The 21,072-nt window shown below is 68.0% G+C and carries 33 protein-coding genes; 2 read left to right on the top strand and 31 right to left on the bottom strand.

The annotated features are described in order from the left end of the window. Positions 1 to 62: 62 nt before the first annotated feature. From rplQ to infA, 6 genes are all read right to left on the bottom strand, one after another. Complete coding sequence (rplQ, locus tag QL987_RS11340) at positions 63 to 635, bottom strand: 50S ribosomal protein L17 (protein ID WP_111073924.1); 573 nt, start codon at positions 633 to 635, stop codon at positions 63 to 65. Positions 636 to 699: 64 nt separating this feature from the next. Next, on the bottom strand, positions 700 to 1,695 hold the full coding sequence (locus QL987_RS11335) for a DNA-directed RNA polymerase subunit alpha (protein WP_110824226.1): 996 nt from the start codon (positions 1,693 to 1,695) through the stop codon (positions 700 to 702). A 188-nt stretch (positions 1,696 to 1,883) separates the two neighbouring features. Beyond that, on the bottom strand, positions 1,884 to 2,282 hold the full coding sequence (gene rpsK / locus QL987_RS11330) for a 30S ribosomal protein S11 (protein ID WP_110824227.1): 399 nt from the start codon (positions 2,280 to 2,282) through the stop codon (positions 1,884 to 1,886). Between the two features lie 9 nt (positions 2,283 to 2,291). Then, complete coding sequence (rpsM, locus tag QL987_RS11325) at positions 2,292 to 2,666, bottom strand: 30S ribosomal protein S13 (RefSeq protein WP_110903552.1); 375 nt, start codon at positions 2,664 to 2,666, stop codon at positions 2,292 to 2,294. A gap of 226 nt (positions 2,667 to 2,892) precedes the next feature. Further along, positions 2,893 to 3,009: a 50S ribosomal protein L36 gene (rpmJ, locus tag QL987_RS11320; protein ID WP_111073925.1), complete on the bottom strand. Its 117-nt coding sequence runs from the start codon at positions 3,007 to 3,009 to the stop codon at positions 2,893 to 2,895. Positions 3,010 to 3,079: 70 nt separating this feature from the next. Next, entirely contained in the window at positions 3,080 to 3,301 is a 222-nt protein-coding gene (infA, locus tag QL987_RS11315; RefSeq protein WP_017885509.1) for a translation initiation factor IF-1, read from the bottom strand. 310 nt (positions 3,302 to 3,611) lie between these two features. Between infA and QL987_RS11310 the strand changes: the two genes are divergently transcribed. Beyond that, positions 3,612 to 4,886, top strand: coding sequence for an LCP family protein (locus QL987_RS11310; RefSeq protein ID WP_290157746.1), 1,275 nt, complete (start codon positions 3,612 to 3,614; stop codon positions 4,884 to 4,886). 262 nt (positions 4,887 to 5,148) lie between these two features. Here QL987_RS11310 and map read toward each other — a convergent pair whose 3' ends face one another. The 23 genes from map to rpsJ all read right to left on the bottom strand — a co-directional run bounded on the left by map (position 5,149) and on the right by rpsJ (position 17,768). Further along, positions 5,149 to 5,982, bottom strand: coding sequence for a type I methionyl aminopeptidase (gene map / locus QL987_RS11305; RefSeq protein ID WP_290157745.1), 834 nt, complete (start codon positions 5,980 to 5,982; stop codon positions 5,149 to 5,151). Positions 5,983 to 5,993: 11 nt separating this feature from the next. After that, positions 5,994 to 6,584, bottom strand: coding sequence for an adenylate kinase (locus QL987_RS11300; RefSeq protein ID WP_253465183.1), 591 nt, complete (start codon positions 6,582 to 6,584; stop codon positions 5,994 to 5,996). Beyond that, positions 6,581 to 7,903, bottom strand: coding sequence for a preprotein translocase subunit SecY (gene secY, locus QL987_RS11295; RefSeq protein WP_110824231.1), 1,323 nt, complete (start codon positions 7,901 to 7,903; stop codon positions 6,581 to 6,583). Before secY ends, QL987_RS11300 begins: the two co-directional genes overlap by 4 nt. A 178-nt stretch (positions 7,904 to 8,081) precedes the next feature. Beyond that, positions 8,082 to 8,546: a 50S ribosomal protein L15 gene (gene rplO, locus QL987_RS11290; protein WP_110903556.1), complete on the bottom strand. Its 465-nt coding sequence runs from the start codon at positions 8,544 to 8,546 to the stop codon at positions 8,082 to 8,084. Then, entirely contained in the window at positions 8,543 to 8,728 is a 186-nt protein-coding gene (gene rpmD / locus QL987_RS11285; protein WP_022906355.1) for a 50S ribosomal protein L30, read from the bottom strand. The genes rplO and rpmD overlap by 4 nt, the downstream gene beginning before the upstream one ends. Continuing rightward, a complete protein-coding gene (gene rpsE / locus QL987_RS11280) occupies positions 8,728 to 9,603 on the bottom strand; it encodes a 30S ribosomal protein S5 (RefSeq protein WP_111073929.1) in 876 nt (291 codons plus the stop codon). Before rpsE ends, rpmD begins: the two co-directional genes overlap by 1 nt. After that, on the bottom strand, positions 9,600 to 9,977 hold the full coding sequence (rplR, locus tag QL987_RS11275) for a 50S ribosomal protein L18 (RefSeq protein WP_110824233.1): 378 nt from the start codon (positions 9,975 to 9,977) through the stop codon (positions 9,600 to 9,602). The genes rpsE and rplR overlap by 4 nt, the downstream gene beginning before the upstream one ends. A gap of 2 nt (positions 9,978 to 9,979) precedes the next feature. Further along, positions 9,980 to 10,516 (bottom strand): 50S ribosomal protein L6, encoded by a 537-nt coding sequence (gene rplF, locus QL987_RS11270; RefSeq protein WP_111073930.1) that lies wholly within the window; start codon positions 10,514 to 10,516, stop codon positions 9,980 to 9,982. 6 nt (positions 10,517 to 10,522) lie between these two features. Continuing rightward, positions 10,523 to 10,921: a 30S ribosomal protein S8 gene (gene rpsH / locus QL987_RS11265; protein WP_111073931.1), complete on the bottom strand. Its 399-nt coding sequence runs from the start codon at positions 10,919 to 10,921 to the stop codon at positions 10,523 to 10,525. A 158-nt stretch (positions 10,922 to 11,079) separates the two neighbouring features. Continuing rightward, positions 11,080 to 11,670 carry a 50S ribosomal protein L5 gene (gene rplE / locus QL987_RS11260; RefSeq protein WP_111073932.1) on the bottom strand — a complete coding sequence of 197 codons (591 nt, stop codon included), beginning with the start codon at positions 11,668 to 11,670 and terminating at the stop codon, positions 11,080 to 11,082. After that, positions 11,670 to 12,023 (bottom strand): 50S ribosomal protein L24, encoded by a 354-nt coding sequence (gene rplX, locus QL987_RS11255; RefSeq protein WP_111073933.1) that lies wholly within the window; start codon positions 12,021 to 12,023, stop codon positions 11,670 to 11,672. The genes rplE and rplX overlap by 1 nt, the downstream gene beginning before the upstream one ends. Before the next feature lie 3 nt (positions 12,024 to 12,026). Continuing rightward, positions 12,027 to 12,395 (bottom strand): 50S ribosomal protein L14, encoded by a 369-nt coding sequence (gene rplN, locus QL987_RS11250; RefSeq protein ID WP_110903562.1) that lies wholly within the window; start codon positions 12,393 to 12,395, stop codon positions 12,027 to 12,029. A gap of 31 nt (positions 12,396 to 12,426) precedes the next feature. Beyond that, positions 12,427 to 12,711, bottom strand: a complete 285-nt coding sequence (rpsQ, locus tag QL987_RS11245) for a 30S ribosomal protein S17 (protein ID WP_111073934.1) — start codon at positions 12,709 to 12,711, stop codon at positions 12,427 to 12,429. Further along, the gene (gene rpmC, locus QL987_RS11240) at positions 12,711 to 13,031 is read right to left on the bottom strand and encodes a 50S ribosomal protein L29 (RefSeq protein ID WP_110903564.1); all 321 of its coding nucleotides are present in this window, start codon (positions 13,029 to 13,031) and stop codon (positions 12,711 to 12,713) included. Before rpmC ends, rpsQ begins: the two co-directional genes overlap by 1 nt. Continuing rightward, a complete protein-coding gene (gene rplP / locus QL987_RS11235) occupies positions 13,031 to 13,450 on the bottom strand; it encodes a 50S ribosomal protein L16 (protein WP_111073935.1) in 420 nt (139 codons plus the stop codon). Before rplP ends, rpmC begins: the two co-directional genes overlap by 1 nt. Before the next feature lie 2 nt (positions 13,451 to 13,452). After that, the gene (gene rpsC / locus QL987_RS11230; RefSeq protein WP_111073936.1) at positions 13,453 to 14,265 is read right to left on the bottom strand and encodes a 30S ribosomal protein S3; all 813 of its coding nucleotides are present in this window, start codon (positions 14,263 to 14,265) and stop codon (positions 13,453 to 13,455) included. Further along, entirely contained in the window at positions 14,265 to 14,657 is a 393-nt protein-coding gene (gene rplV, locus QL987_RS11225; RefSeq protein ID WP_110903567.1) for a 50S ribosomal protein L22, read from the bottom strand. The genes rpsC and rplV overlap by 1 nt, the downstream gene beginning before the upstream one ends. Before the next feature lie 25 nt (positions 14,658 to 14,682). Next, positions 14,683 to 14,964 carry a 30S ribosomal protein S19 gene (rpsS, locus tag QL987_RS11220; protein WP_017885529.1) on the bottom strand — a complete coding sequence of 94 codons (282 nt, stop codon included), beginning with the start codon at positions 14,962 to 14,964 and terminating at the stop codon, positions 14,683 to 14,685. Positions 14,965 to 14,975: 11 nt separating this feature from the next. After that, positions 14,976 to 15,815, bottom strand: coding sequence for a 50S ribosomal protein L2 (gene rplB / locus QL987_RS11215; protein WP_111073937.1), 840 nt, complete (start codon positions 15,813 to 15,815; stop codon positions 14,976 to 14,978). Positions 15,816 to 15,833: 18 nt separating this feature from the next. Then, positions 15,834 to 16,133, bottom strand: a complete 300-nt coding sequence (gene rplW / locus QL987_RS11210) for a 50S ribosomal protein L23 (RefSeq protein WP_110824245.1) — start codon at positions 16,131 to 16,133, stop codon at positions 15,834 to 15,836. Continuing rightward, positions 16,130 to 16,789 carry a 50S ribosomal protein L4 gene (gene rplD, locus QL987_RS11205; protein ID WP_111043491.1) on the bottom strand — a complete coding sequence of 220 codons (660 nt, stop codon included), beginning with the start codon at positions 16,787 to 16,789 and terminating at the stop codon, positions 16,130 to 16,132. The genes rplW and rplD overlap by 4 nt, the downstream gene beginning before the upstream one ends. A 2-nt stretch (positions 16,790 to 16,791) precedes the next feature. Further along, positions 16,792 to 17,445, bottom strand: coding sequence for a 50S ribosomal protein L3 (gene rplC / locus QL987_RS11200; protein ID WP_110903570.1), 654 nt, complete (start codon positions 17,443 to 17,445; stop codon positions 16,792 to 16,794). Between the two features lie 14 nt (positions 17,446 to 17,459). Further along, the gene (gene rpsJ / locus QL987_RS11195; protein ID WP_110824248.1) at positions 17,460 to 17,768 is read right to left on the bottom strand and encodes a 30S ribosomal protein S10; all 309 of its coding nucleotides are present in this window, start codon (positions 17,766 to 17,768) and stop codon (positions 17,460 to 17,462) included. Positions 17,769 to 18,269: 501 nt separating this feature from the next. On the opposite strand from rpsJ, the gene QL987_RS11190 reads away from it, so the two are divergent. Then, positions 18,270 to 19,067, top strand: a complete 798-nt coding sequence (locus QL987_RS11190; RefSeq protein WP_111073938.1) for a TrmH family RNA methyltransferase — start codon at positions 18,270 to 18,272, stop codon at positions 19,065 to 19,067. Positions 19,068 to 19,136: 69 nt separating this feature from the next. Here the strand turns inward: QL987_RS11190 and QL987_RS11185 are convergent, their stop codons facing one another. Both QL987_RS11185 and QL987_RS11180 read right to left on the bottom strand, forming a co-directional pair. Then, on the bottom strand, positions 19,137 to 19,934 hold the full coding sequence (locus QL987_RS11185; protein WP_111073939.1) for a DarT ssDNA thymidine ADP-ribosyltransferase family protein: 798 nt from the start codon (positions 19,932 to 19,934) through the stop codon (positions 19,137 to 19,139). Between the two features lie 98 nt (positions 19,935 to 20,032). Further along, positions 20,033 to 21,010 (bottom strand): DNA topoisomerase IB, encoded by a 978-nt coding sequence (locus QL987_RS11180; RefSeq protein WP_221849446.1) that lies wholly within the window; start codon positions 21,008 to 21,010, stop codon positions 20,033 to 20,035. Positions 21,011 to 21,072: the final 62 nt, after the last annotated feature.

The raw sequence follows: 21,072 nt of genomic DNA, 5'->3' as shown, positions 1-21,072 counted from the left end.
TGGGCATGCAGGAGGGCCCCCGCAGCCTGCGCTGCGAGGGCCCTCCTGGTGGTGCGGTGCGACTACTTGGACGAGTCCGCGGCGTCGTCCGACTTGGCAGCGGCGTCGGCCTCGACCTCGGCAGCAGCGTCGGTCGTGGTCTCCTCGGCGACCGGGGTCGACTCCTCGGTGGTCTCGGTCTCGTCGACCGGGGCCTCCGTGGTGTCGGTCTCCGTCGCGGCCGGCGCAGCGGCGGCCGGAGCAGCCTTGCGCGAGACCGGAGCCGGCGTGCTCGAGACGGGCTCGAGGACGAGCTCGATCGAGGCGAGGGGAGCGTTGTCGCCCTTGCGGAAGCCGAGCTTCGTGATGCGGGTGTAACCGCCCTGGCGGTCGGCCACCTGCGGCGCGATCTCCGTGAACAGCGTGTGCACGACGGTCTTGTCGCGCAGGGCTGCGATCACACGACGACGAGCGTGCAGGTCGCCACGCTTCGCGAACGTGATGAGGCGCTCGGCGACCGGGCGGAGGCGCTTGGCCTTCGTCTCGGTGGTGGTGATGCGGCCGTGCGTGAACAGGGCGTTGGCGAGGTTGCTCAGGAGCAGGCGCTCGTGGGCGGGACCGCCACCGAGGCGGGGGCCCTTGGTGGGCTTCGGCATGTCAGTTCTCCAGTGGTGATGGTGGTGCGCCCCGTGTCAGGAGCGCGTGCGCGTCAGCGCGAGGTCAGTTGCTGGACTCGTCCTCGTCGTACCCGCTGTAGAAGTGGGCACCATCGAATCCGGGGACGGTGTCCTTGAGGGACAGGCCGAGCTCGGTGAGCTTGTCCTTGACCTCGTCCACCGACTTCTGGCCGAAGTTGCGGATGTTCATGAGCTGCGTCTCCGAGAGGGCGACGAGCTCGGACACCGTGTTGATGCCCTCGCGCTTCAGGCAGTTGTAGCTACGGACCGACAGGTCGAGGTCCTCGATCGGCGTCTGCAGCTCGTTCGACAGCACGGCGTCGACCGGCGCGGGGCCGATCTCGATGCCTTCAGCTGCCGTGTTGAGCTCGCGGGCGAGCCCGAACAGCTCGACGAGCGTACGACCGGCCGACGCGATGGCGTCGCGCGGCGTGATCGCGGGCTTCGACTCGACGTCGACGACCAGGCGGTCGAAGTCCGTGCGCTCACCGGCACGCGTCGCCTCGACGCGGTAGGTGACCTTGAGCACGGGCGAGTAGATCGAGTCGATCGGGATCTGACCGGCCTCGCTGAACTCCGAGCGGTTCTGGGTCGCCGAGACGTAGCCGCGGCCACGCTCGATCGTCAGCTCCAGCTCGAAGCGGGCGGAGTCGTTCAGGGTCGCGATGACGAGGTCCGGGTTGTGGATCTCGACACCGGCCGGCGCGGAGATGTCCGCGGCGGTGACCTGACCGGCACCCTGCTTGCGCAGGTAGGCGGTGATCGGCTCGTCGTGCTCGCTGGAGACGACCAGGCTCTTGATGTTCAGGATGATCTCGGTGACGTCTTCCTTGACACCGGGAACGGTGCTGAACTCGTGGAGGACACCGTCGATGCGGATGCTCGTGACTGCAGCACCGGGGATGGACGAGAGGAGCGTGCGGCGCAGCGAGTTGCCGAGGGTGTACCCGAAGCCCGGCTCGAGCGGTTCGATGACGAAGCGCGAGCGGAATTCGGAGATGGACTCCTCGTTCAGGGTGGGGCGCTGTGCAATGAGCACTGTGGAATTCCTTTCGGCGAAGTGTCCGCTATATGACACTTGGCGGTACGACGGGGCCGGCCGGGCCCCGACGGGTCTGTTTCAGTTGTGATCACGCGCACAGGAGTGCGCGATCGAACGACCAGGAATGGCCGCCCCCACTCGTCCCGGTCAGGGAACGAGCGGGGAACGGCCTGTTGCTCCTCGCGTCAGACGCGGCGGCGCTTCGGCGGGCGGCACCCGTTGTGCGCCTGCGGCGTCACGTCGTTGATCGAACCGACCTCGAGGCCAGCGGCCTGGAGCGAACGGATCGCCGTCTCACGACCGGAACCCGGTCCCTTGACGAAGACGTCGACCTTCTTGACGCCGTGCTCCGCTGCCTGACGAGCAGCCGACTCGGCGGCGAGCTGCGCCGCGAACGGCGTCGACTTGCGCGAGCCCTTGAAGCCGACGGCCCCGGAGGACGCCCAGCTGAGGACGGCACCCGACGGGTCGGTGATGCTGACGATGGTGTTGTTGAACGTGCTCTTGATGTGGGCCTGGCCCACAGCGACGTTCTTCTTCTCCTTGCGGCGCGGCTTGCGCGCGGCGGTCTTGGGGGTAGCCATCGTGATCTCCTATCGAGCCTTCTTCTTGCCTGCCACGGTGCGCTTCGGACCCTTGCGGGTACGAGCGTTCGTCTTGGTGCGCTGACCGCGCACCGGGAGACCGCGACGGTGGCGGAGACCCTCGTAGCTACCGATCTCGACCTTGCGGCGGATGTCGGCGGCGACCTCACGGCGGAGGTCACCCTCCACCTTGAAGGTGCCCTCGATGAAGTCGCGGAGGGCGACGAGCTGGTCGTCGGTGAGGTCCTTGACGCGGATGTCGCCGGAGATGCCGGTCTCCGCGAGCGTCTGGACGGCGCGGGTACGGCCGACCCCGTAGATGTAGGTGAGTGCGATCTCCACGCGCTTCTCGCGCGGGATGTCGACGCCTGCTAGACGTGCCATTGTGCTGGCTGCTCCTGTTGTCGATGGAGGTGTGGCGCAGTGCCGGTGCCCGGGCCTCCGACCCGAGGTGTCCCCCACCCGCTGATGCGGACGGGATCTGACACTGCGTTGTCGATGTTCAGTTGTGGGTCGTGCTCGAGCCGCTGGCAGTCTCGCGACTGGCGGCCCCGGTCGTCCAGCCGGACCGGAGTCCGTCCCGGAGCAGCTCTCGCTGGTCCGTCAGGGACTAGCCCTGGCGCTGCTTGTGACGCGGGTTGCTCTTGCAGATCACCATGACGCGGCCCTTGCGGCGGATGACGCGGCAGTGCTCGCAGATGACCTTGACGCTGGGGTTGACCTTCATTGTTCGTTCCTCGTGCTCGCTGGCTTCGTGCTCGGCGGGTTCGCCTTGCCGTTCCTTTCCAGCTCGCGGATCACTTGTAGCGGTAGACGATCCGGCCGCGGGTCAGGTCGTACGGGCTCAGCTCCACGATCACGCGGTCCTCGGGGAGGATGCGGATGTAGTGCTGGCGCATCTTCCCGGAGATGTGCGCGAGGACCTTGTGTCCGTTGGTCAGCTCAACGCGAAACATCGCGTTGGGCAGAGCTTCGAGCACCGAGCCTTCGATCTCGATGACGCCGTCTTTCTTGGCCATAGCCTCACTGTCGCTTGGTTGGATTACCGGTGTGATCCCCGAGCCGGTCTGCGGGTTCGGGCGCCACGCCAGAAGGCATGGCACACCAAAGATCGATCTTATGTGGTAGACGGCGGATTGCCAAGTGCTGGTTCGACCTTCCGCGAGTCGGGGGCCCGTCCAGAGCCCGAGGAGCACCCCAGTGCAGGGGACGGAGCGCGCTCCGCGGTGCGCAGGGACGCCGTTCCACAGCGACCTCATGCCTTCTCCGTCGTCGACACGGAGCCCGGAGCCGTACGGTGACCGGAGCCCTGATCGAAGGAGGACACCCGTGCCCGACGCCCCCGGCCGCCCGCGCCCCGTCGCGCGCCACGGTCGACTCCCCCGCCGACGCGGGTGGACGACCCTCCTCACCGTCGTCGCCGCAGCGGCTGCGGTGGTCCTGGTCAGCGGCACCAGCGTCGCCACGATCGCCGCCGCGCAGCTCGCCACCTCGACCAGGACCGTGCCGCTGAGCACCGACGACCAGAGCACCGCGAAGACCGCCGACATCACCGCCATCAAGGGCGGCGCGAACATCCTGCTCATCGGCAGTGACACCCGCGTCGGACAGTTCGATTCCGACGAGGACGTCGAGGGTGCCCGCAACGACGTCACGATGCTCGTGCACGTCTCCGAGGACCACCAGCAGCTCACCGCCGTCAGCTTCCCCCGTGACCTCATGGTCCCGATCCCGGCCTGCACCAACCCGGAGACCGGCACCACCTACCCCGCAGCGGCATCCGCGCAGTTCAACACCGCGCTCGGCAACGGCGGCGTCTCGTGCGTCGTCGACACCGTCGAGAACCTCACCGGCCTGACCGTCCCCTACGCCGGACTCATCACCTTCGACGGCGTCATCGAGATGTCGAACGCCCTCGGCGGGGTCGACGTCTGCGTGGCGTCCCGGATCGACGACTCCTTCACCGGGCTGCACCTCAGCGCCGGCGCGCACTCGCTGCAGGGCACGGACGCACTCGCCTTCCTGCGGTCCCGGCACGGCGTCGGTGACGGCAGCGACCTGGCCCGGATCAGCTCGCAACAGGTGTTCCTGTCGGCACTCCTCCGTCAGGTGACGTCGAACGGCACGCTCTCGAACCCGCTCACGCTCTACAAACTGGCCGGTGCCGCGCTGTCGAACATGACCCTGTCGGACGGCCTCGCCCAGACCCGGACCCTCGTCGGACTCGCCTCCACCCTGCGCGGCATGAGCACGTCGAGCATGCTCTTCGTGCAGTACCCGGTCGTCGACGACCCCGCGGACCCGGCCCGGGTGGTCGTGGACGAGACGAACGCCCATGCCCTCAACGTGGCCCTGCAGACGGACGAGCGGACGTCGCTGAGCGATTCCTCGACGGGCCGTGCCTCCCGGGAGTCGTCCGGCACCGCGAGTCCGTCGCCGACGTCCGCTCCGTCGACCCCGGCGGGCTCCTCCTCCGCGGCGACCTCCGAGTCCAGCACACCGGCTCCGGAGACCACGACGACGAGCAGCCCGTCCTCGACGCCGCTGCCGTCGTCGATCACCGGGCAGAGCGCAGCCGAACAGACCTGCTCGGTGGGGAACTGACCGTCGTCTCGCGGCGACGACGTGGCCGGGCCACGACATGACGGGAGGCCCGTTGCCGGCTGGCGACGGGCCTCCCGTCATGCGGGTGGTGCGCTGGCACCGGCCGCGCGCCCGTCCACGCATGCTCGCCGGCGCAGACTCGTCGATGCGTGCTCGCCGAAGCGGGCTCGCCGACGCAGGCTCGCCGGGGCGCGCTCTCCGGAGCGGACAGGCCGGACGGCACCGACCGGAACGCTCGGCCCGGCCTGCTCCGCTCGGAGCGCTAAGGGACGGGGACCGGGGTCACGCCCAGCGGCTCGAGCGCCGCTGCACCGCCGTCAGCGGCCGTCAGGACCCAGATGCCGCCCGCGTGCACCGCGACGCTGTGCTCCCAGTGCGCGGCGTCGGACCCGTCGAGCGTACGCACCGTCCACTCGTCGGCGTCCGTCGAGCTGTCGATCGTGCCGGCGGTCACCATCGGCTCGATCGCGACGGCCAGGCCGGGCTTGACGGCGGGACCCGCGCCGCGGACGCGGTAGTTGAAGACCGGCGGTTCCTCGTGCATCGAACGACCGATGCCGTGACCGGTGAAGTCCTCGACGATGCCCCACTCGCCGGTCTCGTCGATGGCGTCCTCGACCGCCGCACCGACCTCGTGCAGGTTCTTCGCGTGCGCCAGCGCGGCGACCCCGTGCCAGAGCGACCGCTCCGTGGTGTCGCACAGCTTCTGGCGGGCCGCCGTCGTGTCCGCGTCGCCGCCGGGTACGACGGTGCTGAAAGCGCTGTCGCCGTTCCATCCGTCAACCTCGGCACCGGCGTCGACCGAGACGATGTCGCCGGGTTCGAGCACGCGGTCACCCGGGATGCCGTGCACGATCTCGTCGTTCACCGACACGCACAGGGTGTGGCGGTAGCCGGGCACCAACTGGAAGTTCGGCACACCGCCGCCGTCGCGGATCGTCTGCTCGGCGATCGCGTCGAGCTCACCCGTGGTGATGCCCGGCCGGATCGCGGCACGCACGGCGTCGAGCGCCTGTGCGGTGAGGAGCCCGGGCCGCACCATGGCGCGGAGCTCCTCGGGGGTCTTGTAGATCGAGGGCTTCCGGAAGCGTGACACGGACTGCCTGGTCAGACCGAGGCGGCGAGACCGCGGGCGGACAGTGCCGCAGCGATCCGGTCACCGACCTCGTCGACGCCGCCGAGGCCGTCGACGTCCACGACCAGTCCACGCTGCTGGTACACGGCGACGAGCGGGGCGGTCTGCTCCTGGTACACCTGCTGGCGCCGACGGATGGTCTGCTCGTTGTCGTCCGCGCGACCCTGTTCGCTCGCACGGTTCATGAGCCGACCGACCAGGGCGTCCTGGTCAGCAACCAACTGCACGACGGCGTCGATCCCGGTGCCGTGCTCAGCGAGCAGCCCGTCCAGGTACTCCACCTGAGCGGGCGTCCGCGGATAGCCGTCGAGCAGGAAGCCCTGTGCGGCGTCCGGCTCGGCCAGGCGGTCGCGCACCAGTTCGTTCGTCAGGTCGTCGGGGACGTACTCCCCCGCGTCCATGATCGCCTTGGCCCGCTGTCCGAGGGGCGTGCCCTCCGAGACGTTCTTCCGGAAGATGTCCCCGGTCGAGATCGCCGGCACGCCGAACGAAGTGGCGATCCGGCCGGCCTGCGTGCCCTTCCCGGCTCCGGGAGGTCCGACGATGATGAGACGTGCGCTCAACGGAGAAGCCCTTCGTAGTGACGCTGCTGCAGCTGCGAGTCGATCTGCTTCACCGTCTCGAGACCGACACCCACGATGATCAGGATGCTGGCACCGCCGAACGGGAAGTTCTGGTTCGCGCCGAACAGCGCCAGTGCTGCGAGCGGGATGAGGGCGATGAGACCGAGGTACAGCGCACCGGGCAGCGTGACCCGGGTCAGGACGTAGTCGAGGTACTCAGCGGTCGGGCGTCCGGCACGGATGCCCGGGATGAACCCGCCGTACTTCTTCATGTTGTCGGCGACCTCTTCGGGGTTGAAGGTGATCGCGACGTAGAAGTACGTGAAACCGACGATGAGCAGGAAGTACAGGACCATGTAGAACCAGTTGTCACCCGAGGTCAGGTTGCTCTGGATCCAGGTCACCCACGGGGCCGGCGCAGAACCGTCCGAGGGCTGGTTGAACTGGGCGATCAGCGCCGGCAGGTAGAGCAGCGACGACGCGAAGATGACGGGCACGACGCCGGCCATGTTCACCTTGATCGGGATGTAGGTGTTGTTGCCGCCGTAGGTCCGCCGCCCGACCATGCGCTTGGCGTACTGCACCGGGATCCGTCGTTGCGACTGCTCGACGAACACGACGGCCATCATGATCACCAGTCCGACCAGGATCACGAAGAGGAAGAGCTCGAAGGACTGCGACTGCTCGATGGCCCAGAGCGCGGAGGGGAACTGCGCGGCGATCGAGGTGAAGATGAGGAGCGACATGCCGTTGCCGATGCCGCGCTCGGTGACGAGCTCGCCCATCCACATGATGAGGCCGGTACCGGCGGTCAGGGTGATGACCATCAGCAGGATCGCGTACCAGCTGTCGTTCGAGATGATCGACGTGCAGGACGCCGAGGCGCTCGTGCCGAACAGCGCGCCCGAGCGGGCGACGGTGATCAGGGTGGTGGACTGCAGCACGCCCAGCGCGATGGTGAGGTAGCGCGTGTACTGCGTCAGCTTGGCCTGACCGGACTGGCCCTCCTTGTAGAGGGAGTCGAAGTGCGGGATGACCACGCGCAGCAGCTGCACGATGATCGACGACGTGATGTACGGCATGATCCCGAGCGCGAAGACCGAGAGCTTCAGCAGTGCCCCGCCGGAGAACAGGTTGATCAGGTCGTAGAGGCCGCCGGACGACGACGCGGACGCCAGGCAGGCCTGGACGCTGGCGTAGTCGACGAACGGTGCGGGGATGTACGAGCCCAGGCGGAACAGCGCGATGATCGCCAGGGTGAAGCCGATCTTCTTGCGAAGATCTGGGGTGCGCATGATGCGCGCGACCGCTCTGAACACGAGTTACTCCGAACTTCTGTGACCGGTCTGGCCGGTCGAGCCGGGCGAGGTGCCCGTGGCCGGAAGCGCCGACCCCGTGGCCCGTTGACGCACGTCGAACGACGCCGTCTTGTCGGGCCTGCCATCAAGGAAACCGTAACGGCGGCCCGCGCGCAATGCGCGGGCCGCCGACGGGGGACTACTTGGTGACGGTGCCGCCCGCCGCCACGATCTTCTCCTCGGCGGATGCCGAGACCTTGTCGACCGTGACCGTGAGCTTCACGCTGATGTCACCCTGACCGAGAACCTTGACCTTCTCGTTCTTGCGGACGGCGCCCTTGGCGACCAGGTCCGCGACGGTGACGTCGCCACCGTTCGGGTAGAGCTCCGCGATCTTGTCCAGGTTCACGGGCTGGTACTCGACACGGAACGGGTTCTTGAACCCGCGGAGCTTCGGGGTGCGCATGTGCAGCGGCATCTGCCCACCCTCGAAGCCGACCTTGACCTGGTAACGAGCCTTCTGGCCCTTGGTACCACGGCCGGCGGTCTTGCCCTTCGAGCCCTCACCGCGACCAACACGGGTGCGGTCCTTCTTCGAGCCAGCGGCCGGACGAAGGTGGTGCACCTTCAGGATCTGGACGCGCTCGTTCTTCTCGTCGCTCATGCGTCGACCTCCTCGACCTTCACGAGGTGCGCCACCGTTGCGACGTACCCGCGGTTCTGGGCGTTGTCCTCACGCAGGACCGTACGGCCGATGCGCTTGAGACCCAGGCTGCGGAGCGTGTCGCGCTGGTACTGCTTCTCGCTGATGACGGACTTCGTCTGCGTGATCTTCAGCATGGCCATCAGGCACCTGCCTTCTCGTTCGCGGCGGTACGCGCAGCTGCTTCGGCCTTCAGCAGGCGAGCCGGCACGACGTGGTCGACGGGGAGGCCACGACGTGCTGCGACGGCGCGGGGCTCCTCGAGCTGCTTGAGGGCCTCGACCGTGGCGTGCACGATGTTGATGGTGTTCGACGAGCCGAGCGACTTGCTCAGGACGTCGTGGATGCCGGCGCACTCGAGCACGGCGCGGACCGGACCACCGGCGATGACACCGGTACCGGCAGCGGCCGGACGAAGGAGGACGACGCCAGCGGCGGCTTCACCCTGCACCGGGTGCGGGATCGTGTTGCCGACGCGGGGGACGCGGAAGAAGTTCTTCTTGGCCTCTTCGACGCCCTTCGAGATGGCGGTCGGGACCTCGCGGGCCTTGCCGTAGCCGACGCCCACCAGACCGTTGCCGTCACCGACGACGACGAGAGCCGTGAAGCTGAAGCGACGACCACCCTTGACGACCTTGGAGACGCGGTTGATGGTGACGACGCGCTCGAGGAACTGGCTGTCGCCACCTCGCCCGCTCCGGTCGTTGCCGCCGCGGCCACCCTGCTGGCGGTCACGGCCGCCACCGCTGCCGCCACCACGGCGGCCACGGTTGTCGACGGAGTCGCGGTTGTTCGAAGCCGAACCCGCCGCGGTCTCGACGGGACGCTCGACGACGGGGACCTCAGGCTCCTTGGCCGCGGGGGCCTTGGCGTCTGCGTCAGTCGTCTCGGCAGCGTCGGTGCTCTCCGTGGCGGTGTCCGCCTCGGTCGGCGCCGCAGCGGTCGTGTCGACCTCGGCGTCGGTCGTGGCCTCGGCCTTGACCTCGGCGTCGTCGTTGGTGTTCGCGATGTCGCTCACAGGTTCAGCCCTCCTTCACGGGCACCGTCGGCGATCGCGGCGACGCGACCGGCGTACTTGCTACCACCGCGGTCGAAGACCACGGCCTCGACGCCAGCCGACTTCGCACGCTCGGCGACGAGCTCGCCGACACGACGGGCCTTGGCGGTCTTGTCGCCGTCGAACGAGCGGAGGTCGGCCTCCATCGTCGATGCGCTGGCGAGGGTGTGACCCTTCGCGTCGTCGATGACCTGGACGAACACGTGACGTGACGACCGGGTGACGGCGAGGCGGGGACGGGTCTCGGTCCCGGTGATCTTCTTCCGGAGACGGTTGTGGCGGCGGGCCTTGGCTGCCGCCTTGCTCTTGCCTCGAGTACGAGTTCCGATGGCCATGATCACTTACCTGACTTTCCGGCCTTGCGGCGCACGATCTCGCCGGCGTAGCGGACACCCTTGCCCTTGTAGGGCTCGGGCTTGCGCAGCTTGCGGATGTTGGCCGCGACCTCACCGACGAGCTGCTTGTCGATGCCGTTCACGGTGACCTTGTTGTTGCCCTCGACGGCGAAGCTGATGCCTGCCGGCGGGTTGACCGTGATCGGGTGGGAGTACCCGAGCGCGAATTCGAGGTCGCTGCCCTTGGCGGCGACGCGGTAACCGGTCCCGACGACCTCGAGGCCCTTGGAGTAGCCCTGGGTGACGCCGATGATCTGGTTCGCGATGAGCGACCGGGTGAGGCCGTGCAGCGCGCGGGAGGAACGCTCGTCGTCCGGGCGGCTGACGAGGACCTGGTTGTCCTCGACGGTGGCCTGGATGGGCTCAGCGATGACGAGCGTGAGCTCGCCCTTCGGGCCCTTGACGGCGACGTTCTGGCCGTCGACCGAGACGGTCGCTCCGGCCGGGATGTCGATGGGGAGACGTCCGATACGAGACATGATCGATCACCAAACGTAGGCGAGGACTTCCCCACCCACGCCCTTCTGCTCGGCTTCGCGGTCGGTCAGGAGCCCCGAGGAGGTCGACAGGATCGCCACGCCGAGGCCACCGAGGACACGGGGCAGCTCGGTCGACTTCGCGTAGACACGGAGGCCCGGCTTCGAGACGCGCTTGATGCCGACGATCGAACGCTCGCGATCGGGGCCGTACTTGAGTTCGATGGTCAGGGTCTGCCCGACGCGGGCGTCCTCGACCTTCCACTCGCTGATGAAACCCTCACGCTTGAGGATGTCAGCGATGGTCTGCTTGAGCTTGGAGCTCGGAAGCGAGACGGCGTCGTGGTGCGCCGAGTTCGCGTTCCGCAATCTGGTCAGCATGTCTGCGACCGGATCAGTCATCGTCATGATGCGTATCCGTTCTTCGTCCGGTTTCGATCACCCGTTCCACGAGTGCCGACCTCGACGATCGATGTGATCCCAGGGCGGTTCCCCGGGATCGGTGTGACTTCGTGCGTGCGGGCCGGAGGAGATGAACTCCTCCGGCCCGCACCGCCCGGAGTAGCTTAGACCGTCTGCTCGCCCGAACGGAACGGGAAGCCGAGCTGACGGAGCAGCGCGCGGCCTTCGTCGTCCGTCTTCGCGGTGGTCACGACAGTGATGTCGAAGCCACGCACGCGGTCGATGCGGTCCTGGTCGATCTCGTGGAACACGCTCTGCTCCGAGAGACCGAAGGTGTAGTTGCCGTTGCCGTCGAACTGGCGGTCGCTCAGACCACGGAAGTCGCGGATGCGCGGGAGCGCCAGCGACAGCAGGCGGTCCAGGAACTCCCACGCACGGTCACCACGGAGGGTGACGTGTGCGCCGATGGCCTGGCCCTCACGCAGCTTGAACTGCGCGATGGACTTGCGGGCCAGCGTGACCTGCGGCTTCTGACCCGTGATCGCCGTGAGGTCCTTGATGGCACCTTCGATGATCTTCGAGTCGCGAGCGGCCTCACCGACACCGGTGTTGACGACGACCTTGACCAGGCCGGGGACCTGGTTGACGTTCCCGTAACCGAACTGCTCGGTCAGGGCCGCCTTGATCTCGTTGCGGTACTTCTGCTTCAGGCGCGGCTGAACTTTCTCAGCAGTCGCGGCAGTCGTGTCGGTCATCAGAGCTTCTCACCAGACTTCTTGGCGTAGCGGACGCGGACGGTCTTGGTGACGCCGTCCTTCTCCACCTCTTCGTTGCGGAAGCCGACGCGGGTCGGCTTCTTGGTCTTCGGGTCGACGATCGCGACGTTCGACACGTGGATCGGAGCTTCGTGCTGCTCGATGCCACCGGTCTTCGAGCCGCGCTGGGTCTGACCGACGCGGACGTGCTTGGTCACGAAGTTGATGCCCTCGACGACCAGACGGTCGCCGCGGACCTCGATGACCTTGCCCTGCTTGCCGCGGTCGCCGCCACGCTCCTGCGTGGCACCGGTGATGACCTGGACCAGGTCACCCTTCTTGATGTTCGCCATGGCTTACAGCACCTCCGGCGCGAGCGAGATGATCTTCATGAACTTCTTGTCACGGAGCTCGCGACCGATCGGCCCGAAGATACGGGTTCCGCGCGGGTCGCCGTCAGCCTTGAGGATCACTGCCGCGTTCTCGTCGAACTTGATGTAGGAGCCGTCGGCACGACGGGTCTCCTTCTTGGTGCGAACGATGACCGCCTTGACGACGTCACCCTTCTTCACGTTGCCGCCGGGGATGGCGTCCTTCACCGTGGCGACGATGACGTCACCGAGGCCGGCGTAGCGACGACCCGAGCCGCCGAGAACACGGATGGTGAGGATCTCCTTGGCGCCCGTGTTGTCAGCCACCTTCAGGCGGGATTCCTGCTGAATCACTGTTGTCTCCTGTTCCGAAGCGGGCCGAGGCCTACTTGGCCTTCTCGAGGATCTCGACCAGGCGCCAGCGCTTCGTGGCGCTGAGGGGACGGGTCTCGCTGATGACGACCAGGTCGCCGACACCGGCGGAACCCTGCTCGTCGTGGGCCTTGACCTTCGACGTGCGACGGATGACCTTGCCGTAGAGGGGGTGCTTCACGCGGTCCTCGACCTCGACGACGATCGTCTTGTCCATCTTGTCGCTCGTGACGTAGCCACGACGGGTCTTGCGGTAGCCGCGGGTGACGGCGGCGGAGTCCTTCTCTTCGGTGGCCATCAGTTCTCCTCGGCGGTCGCGGCCTCGGTCGACTCAGCCGGCTTCTCGGCCTTCTTCGACGACTTCTTGGCCTTCGGGGCGGTCTCGACGGGCGCGGGCGTGGCACGGATGCCGAGCTCGCGCTCACGGAGCACGGTGTAGATGCGCGCGATGTCGCGCTTGACGGCACGGAGACGGCCGTGGCTCTCCAGCTGGCCGGTGGCCGACTGGAAGCGGAGGTTGAACAGCTCCTCCTTGGCCTTCTTCAGCTCGTCAGCGAGACGCTCGTTCTCGAACGTGTCGAGCTCCGTCGGACGGAGCTCCTTGGAACCGATCGCCATTATGCGTCGCCCTCCTCGCGCTTGATGATGCGTGCCTTGAGGGGCAGCTTGTGAATTGCACGGGTCAGTGCCTCGCGAGCGACTTCGTCGCTCACACCGGCGAGCTCGAAGAGCACGCGACCCGGCTTGACGTTGGCGACCCACCACTCGGGCGAACCCTTACCGGAACCCATTCGGGTCTCAGCCGGCTTCTTGGTCAGCGGGCGGTCCGGGTAGATGTTGATCCACACCTTGCCGCCACGCTTGATGTGACGCGTCATGGCGATACGAGCGGACTCGATCTGACGGTTGGTCACGTAGGCCGGGGTGAGCGCCTGGATTCCGTACTCACCGAAGGAGACCTTCGTGCCACCGGTCGCCTGGCCCGAACGCTTCGGGTGGTGCTGCTTGCGGTGCTTGACTCGACGGGGGATAAGCATGGTTACGCCTCAACTCCTGCGCCGGCCGGCGCGTCCTGCGGGGCCTGCTGCTCGCGACGGTCGCCACCGCGCTCGTTGCGGTCGCCACGGGGGCCGCCGCCACGACGGTCGTTGCCGCCGCCACGACGCTCCGGGCGCGACGAACGCTGGTTCGCCTGCTCGCGAGCGAGCTCCTTGTTCGTGATGTCGCCCTTGTAGATCCAGACCTTCACGCCGATGCGACCGAAGGTGGTGCGAGCCTCGTAGAAGCCGTAGTCGATGTTCGCGCGGAGGGTGTGCAGGGGCACGCGGCCCTCGCGGTAGAACTCCGAGCGGGACATCTCGGCGCCACCGAGGCGGCCCGACACCTGGATGCGGACACCCTTGGCGCCGGCGCGCTGTGCACCCTGCAGGCCCTTGCGCATGGCGCGACGGAACGCGACACGAGCGGAGAGCTGCTCGGCGATGCCCTGCGCGACGAGCTGGGCCTCGGTCTCGGGGTTCTTGACCTCGAGGATGTTGAGCTGGATCTGCTTCTTGGTGAGCTTCTCGAGCTCGCTCCGGATGCGCTCCGCCTCGGCGCCGCGGCGACCGATGACGATGCCCGGGCGCGCCGTGTGGATGTCCACGCGGACGCGGTCACGGGTGCGCTCCAGCTCGATGCGGGCAACGCCCGCGCGGTCGAGGCTCTTCGTCAGGAACTGACGGATCTTGACGTCCTCGGCCACGAAGTCGGCGTAACGCTGACCCTTCTTCGTGCTGTCGGCGAACCAGTGGGAGATGTGGTCCGTCGTGATCCCGAGACGGAAGCCGTACGGGTTGACCTTCTGGCCCATTACTTGCTCGCCTTCTTGCTCGTCGCGGCGGCCTCGGCCTCATCCGGCGTCGCGAGGACGACCGTGATGTGGCTCGTGCGCTTGTTGATGCGGAAGGCGCGGCCCTGGGCGCGCGGCTGGAACCGCTTCAGGGTCGTGCCCTCGTCGACGAAGACGCTGCTCACGTAGAGGTCGCGCTCGTCGAGGAAGCTGTTCGTCGAGTCCGCCTTGACCCGTGCGTTCGCGATCGCCGAGGCGACCAGCTTGTACACGGGCTCGGAAGCGCCCTGGGGGGCGAACTTCAGGATGGCGAGCGCCTCGTGGGCCTGCTTGCCGCGGATCAGCTGGATGACGCGACGGGCCTTCTGAGGCGTGACGCGGATGTGTCGCACGCGTGCGATCGACTCCACCATTTCGTTCCTCCTCTGCGTCGCCGCGTTAGCGGCGACGGCCCTTCTTGTCGTCCTTCACGTGGCCGCGGAAGGTGCGGGTCGGCGCGAACTCGCCGAGCTTGTGACCGACCATCGACTCGGTGACGAAGACCGGGATGTGCTTCCGGCCGTCGTGCACGGCGATGGTGTGACCGAGCATGTTCGGGACGATCATCGACCGTCGCGACCACGTGCGGATCACGTTCTTGGTGTTGGCCTCGTTCTGCGTGACGACCTTGCGGAGCAGGTGCTCGTCGACGAAGGGGCCCTTCTTCAGACTGCGTGGCATCTTCGGAACTCCTACTTGCGCTTCTTGCCGGCGTTACGGCGACGGACGATGAGCTTGTCGCTCGGCTTGTTCGGCTTGCGCGTACGACCCTCGGCCTGGCCCCAGGGGCTGACCGGGTGACGGCCACCGGAGGTCTTGCCTTCACCACCACCGTGCGGGTGGTCGACCGGGTTCATCGCGACACCACGCACCGTCGGGCGGACGCCCTTCCAGCGCATGCGGCCGGCCTTGCCCCAGTTGATGTTCGACTGCTCGGCGTTGCCGACCTCGCCGATCGTGGCGCGGCAGCGGGCGTCGACGTTGCGGACTTCACCCGACGGCAGACGGAGCTGCGCGTAGGGGCCGTCCTTGGCGACGAGACGCACCGAGGCGCCGGCGGAGCGGGCGAGCTTGGCGCCGCCACCGGGGCGGAGCTCGATCGCGTGCACGACCGTACCGACCGGGATGTTGCGCAGCGGCAGGTTGTTGCCGGGCTTGATGTCAGCGCCGGGGCCCGTCTCGACGACGTCGCCCTGCTTGAGCTTGTTCGGCGCGATGATGTAGCGCTTGGTGCCGTCCACGAAGTGCAGGAGCGCGATGCGCGCCGTGCGGTTCGGGTCGTACTCGATGTGAGCGACCTTGGCGTCGACGCCGTCCTTGTCCGCACGACGGAAGTCGATCACGCGGTACTGGCGCTTGTGGCCACCACCGATGTGACGGGTCGTGATGCGGCCCGAGCTGTTCCGGCCACCGGTCTTCGGCAGCGGACGGAGCAGGGACTTCTCCGGGGTGGAACGAGTGATCTCGGCGAAGTCGGAGACCGAGGAGCCGCGACGACCGGGGGTCGTGGGCTTGTAGTTACGAATAGCCATGATTTATCCCTCTGGTCCTCAGCCGACAGCCGTGAAGATGTCGATCGAACCGGACTTGAGCGTCACGATGGCGCGCTTGGTGTCCTTGCGCTTGCCGATCCCGAACTTGGTCCGGCGGGTCTTGCCCGGACGGTTCAGCGTGTTGATGCCGGCGACCTTGACGTCGAAGATCTTCTCGATCGCGAGCTTGATCTCGGTCTTGTTCGCACGGGGGTCCACGAGGAACGTGTACTTGCCCTGGTCGATGAGGCCGTAGCTCTTCTCCGACACGACCGGCGAGATGATGATGTCGCGCGGGTCCTTGTTGAAGCCGCTCATGCGGTGATCTCCTTCGCGGTCTTCGACGCGATGAAGGCGTCGAGGGCGCTCTTGCTGAAGACGACGGCGTCCGCACGGAGGACGTCGTAGGCGTTCAGCTGGCCGTACGAGAGCGCGTGGACGTTCGGCAGGTTGCGGACGCTCTTGAGCGTCAGCTCGTCGCCCGACTCGAGCACGATGAGCACGTGCTTGACGGGTGCGACCTTCTCGAGCAGCGTGCGAGCGGTCTTGGTCGACGGCAGTTCTGCCTCGACGAAGCCCTCCACAGCGGAGATGCGGCCACCGCGGGCGCGGTCCGAGAGCGAGCCGAGCAGAGCTGCGGCGATCATCTTCTTCGGGGTGCGCTGCGAGTAGTCACGCGGGGTCGGTCCGTGGACGACGCCACCACCGGTGTGCTCCGGAGCGCGGACCGAACCCTGACGGGCGCGGCCGGTGCCCTTCTGCTTGAACGGCTTGCGACCCGAGCCGCGGACTTCGCCACGGTTCTTGGTCTTGTGGGTGCCCTGACGCGCGGCGGCGAGCTGCGCGGTGACGACCTGGTGGATGAGCGGGACGTTGGTCTCGACGTCGAAGATCGCTGCGGGGAGCTCGACGGAGCCGGACTTCACGCCCGAGGCGTCGAGGACGTCGATCGTGGTTGCGGTCGTGGTGGCCATGATCACTTACCCTTCACGGCGGTGCGGACGAAGACGGAACGGCCACGAGCACCGGGGACGGCGCCCTTGACGAGCAGCAGACCCTTCTCGGCGTCGACGGCGTGGACCGTGAGGTTGAGGACGGTCACGCGGTCGCCACCCATACGACCGGCCATGCGCATGCCCTTGAAGACACGCGACGGGGTCGAGGAGGCGCCGATCGAACCGGGCTTGCGGTGGTTGCGGTGCGAACCGTGCGAGGCGGAGACACCGGCGAAGTTGTGACGCTTCATGACACCGGCGAAGCCCTTGCCCTTGCTGGTGCCGACGACGTCGACCTTCTGGCCGGCCTCGAACGTGTCGACGGTCAGCTCCTGACCGAGCGAGTACTCCGCGGAGTCGTTCGTGCGGATCTCGGTGAGGGTGCGACGCGGCGTGACACCGGCGGCCTCGAAGTGGCCAGCGGCCGGCTTGTTCACCTTGCGGGGGTCGATCTGGCCCGCGGCGATCTGGATCGCCTCGTAGCCGTCGCGCTCGATGTTGCGGATCTGGGTGACCACGTTCGGGCCGACCTCGATCACGGTGACGGGGATGAACTTGTTGTTCTCGTCCCACACCTGGGTCATCCCGAGCTTCTTGCCGAGGAGGCCCTTGACGGTCTTGGTTGAGTTCGCCATGAGTTCCAGCCCCCTTACAGCTTGATCTCGATGTTGACGTCGGCCGGGAGGTCGAGACGCATGAGCGAGTCGACGGCCTTCGGCGTCGGGTCGACGATGTCGATGACCCGCTTGTGCGTGCGCTTCTCGAAGTGCTCGCGCGAGTCCTTGTACTTGTGAGGGGAACGGATCACGGGGATCACGTTCTTCTCGGTGGGGAGCGGCACCGGGCCGACCACAGTTGCACCGGCACGGGTCACCGTGTCGACGATCTTCCGGGCCGACGTGTCGATGACCTCGTGGTCGTACGACTTGAGCCGGATGCGGATCTTCTGTCCCGCCATGTGTTTTCCTGTCCTCTCTGCGCCGCGCACCCTCAGGCCGCCTGACGCCGCCGGGGCTCCGCTGTCGCGTGCCCGGCTGTTTACGTGAACCACCGGCTCCACCGCAGGGGATGACCGCTGTTCTCCTGTCAACCGCGCGAGTACCCGGGGCACACGCGTGGGCATGTCGCCACCCGCGCACCGAGGTGCTGGCGGATGTCGAACGTGTTCTGCTGCCTGCGGCCCAACCCAGCCCTGCTGGACAAGGGGGTTGTGCACTGTCAGAGCAGTGACCCCACGGGCGCGAGCACCCGCGGAACTTCGGAACCGGACAAGTCTCCCATAGGCCCCGCATCCGTGCAACCCGGGCGTGTCGCGATCTGGGCGGCGTGTCGAGGAGCCCGCCACGGGCCTCCCGGACCGCCTCCCGACGGCTGTCCGGAGCCGGTCTGGAGGCTCGGGTCACGCCCGCCGGTCCGGCTCACCACCGAGGCTCCGCAGCACCGCTGTTAGCCTTCGGAGATGCCCGAACTCGATGTGCTCGCCGACCCCTCCGACCCGGCTGTCCAGCGACTCAGCGACCTCGCCAAGCCCGCACGTGGCACCGTCCGGACCGCGATCGTCGAGGACCAGGAGCCGCTCGTGCAGGCCCTGCGTGCCGGCGTCCGGTTCGTCGAGGTCTACGGGGAGTCCACGCGCGAGTTCCCCGCTGACCTGGCCGCCCTGTGCGCCGAACTCCAGGTGCCGGTGCGGCTCGTCGAACCCGCGGTGCTGACGAAGGTGTTCCGGAGCGAGAAGCGCCCGAAGGTCTTCGGCGTCGCGAACATCCCGGCACCCGCGCGCTTCTCGGCGCTGGCGGAGGGCACGGGCGACGTGCTGGTCCTCGACGGGGTGAAGATCGTCGGCAACATCGGCGCCATCGTCCGCACCGCCGTCGGTCTCGGTGCGCGCGGCGTGGTCCTCGTCGACAGCGACCTGGCGACCATCGCCGACCGCCGTGTGGTCCGCGCCAGCCGTGGGCACGTGTTCTCGGTCCCGGTGCTGCTCGAGACCCGCGAGCGCGTCGCCCGCTGGCTCGGCGAGTCCGGCCTGCGGGTCGTCGACGTCGACATGGACGGCTCGCTCTCCCCCGAGTCGCTCGGCGCGCTGGAGGGCGACGTGGCGCTGCTGCTCGGCGCTGAGAAGACCGGCGCGTCGGACGTGCTGCAGGACCTCGCGGCCGACACCGTCTCGGTCCCGATCGACAGTCGTGTCGAGTCGCTCAACGTCTCCGTCGTCGCCGGCATCGTCCTCTACGCCCGCAGTCGCCGGAACGCCTGACCTCCGGACGGAGAACACCGAACGCCCCGGTCCGCTCGTGCGGTCCGGGGCGTTCTCGGCATCCGGGGATCAGTCCTCGGGCAGCGGCGGGACGAACCACGGCGGGAAGACCGCCACACGGGGAGCGGGACCACCCTGCTCGGCGAAGACGGCCTTCACCTGCTGGCGGACCCGGTCGTTCGGCACACCCACCAGGGCGACCGACGACAGCGGCACGCGCGGCCCGGCCAGCAGCTCCACGCCGTGCATCGACGGATCGGTGATGTCGGTGCGGCGGAGGAGGTTCGTCGCCGCGTCCGGGCCGACCGCGAAGCGCACGTCCGGGTCGTCGGCGTCGGTGTCCGCCAGGATCACGGACGCACCGAAGGCGGTCGTCGGCACCACGAGGACGACGAACTCGGTCGCACGCGTCCGACGAGCGGCATCCGACCAGCGGTCCTCCTCCGCGCCGGAGCGGAGCTCGTCCCACCGGCGGGCGTCGGGCGAGAGGGTGAACGGCACGTGGCCGGCCACGCTGGAACCGTCGGGGGCGGTGGCCGCACCACGAGCCTCCCGGGTGGCGGCGGAGCTGACGTCGACCGCCGGCGTCGCTTGGTCGGACGCCAGGACGGCGCCCTCGGCGACGATGCCCGCGAGGTTGTCGATGTGGGTGACGTGGTGGGCGCGCAGCGCACCGAAGTCACGGGTCGCCGGCAGGACCTGCTCGGGGACCTTGCCACCCGGCGTCGACGGGGTCGACCGCAGCGACGTGGTCACACGGGTCCGCCGTGGCGTCGGGGTCTTGATGATGTCTTCCGGATCACGCTGCCGTGGGGAGCAGATGTCGCAGAGTTCGATGGGGAAACCGTGGATGCACTCGTCGGTCACGACTGATGGGTCCTTCCGTGCCTCGTGGGGTGAGCGGGCACGACCACCAACGCTACGTCATCCCGGCGCCGCCGACGACCGTTCACGATCCCACCTCGTCATTGTCGGTAGAGCAGCGCCCGGACCTCGGACTCGGCCGCGTGCAGTCGGTCGGGGTCGATCGTCTCGCCGTGTTCGTACGCGTCGAGCAGCCTGGGGTCGATGTAACTCTGTCTCGCGACGGTCGGTGTGTTGCCCAGCACCTCGCTGGCGGCCTTGACGGCGTGCGAGATCGCCTTCTTCCGCTTCGCCTGGCTCGACAGCACGCCCGTCTCAGCCAGGTCGACCGCCGCCGCCACCGTGCCGTGCAGCGTCCGGAAGTCCTTCGCGGTGAAGTCCTCCCCCGCACGCTCCTTGACGTAGGCGTTGATGTCCTCCGCTGTCACCGGCTCCCAGTCGTCACCGCGGCGCTCCCGGAACGACAGCAGACGCGCGGTCGGGCCCCGACGCTTCATGCCGACGAGGACACGCGCCAGGTCGGCGTCGTGGATCGTCGACGACCACGCCTGGTGGCTCTTGCCGGGGAACTCGAGCTCGATGTCGTCCCCGGAGATGTGCGCGTGCGTGCAGAGGAGCGTGGAGAGCCCGTGGCTGCCGTGCTCGGTGGCGTAGCGCTCGGACCCGACGCGGAGCGAACCCTGGTCGAGCATCCGGAAGGCAGCGGCCAGGGCGCGACGACGGTCGGGCTCCGGACGGCGGAGGTCCTGGGTCACCATCCGCCGGGCGGTCGGCAGGGACTCGGCCAGCGCGAGTGCCCGGTCGTACTTGATCTTGTCCATCCGGTCGCGCCAGGACGGGTGGTACATGTACTGGCGACGCCCGGCACCGTCGATCCCGGTCGCCAGGATGTGCCCGTTCTCGTACGGGGAGATCCAGACGTCGTCCCAGGCCGGCGGGATCACGAGGTCCTCGAGGCGCTTCCGCACTTCCGGATCGGTCACGGTCGTGCCGTGGGGGTCCTTGTAGGAGAAGCCCGTGCCACTCCGGACCCGGTGGTAGCCACGACCCTTGGTCGAGGAACGGCGAAGACGTGTCACGATCCCGATGCAACACCACGGGCGCTGCCCGACGGAGCAGGAACGTACCCCGGTGCGTCTGG

Origin of the sequence: Curtobacterium sp. APC 4022 (assembly GCF_030407555.1) — a bacterium.
Taxonomy (GTDB): Bacteria; Actinomycetota; Actinomycetes; order Actinomycetales; family Microbacteriaceae; genus Curtobacterium.
This window is presented reverse-complemented; position numbering and strand designations above follow the sequence as displayed.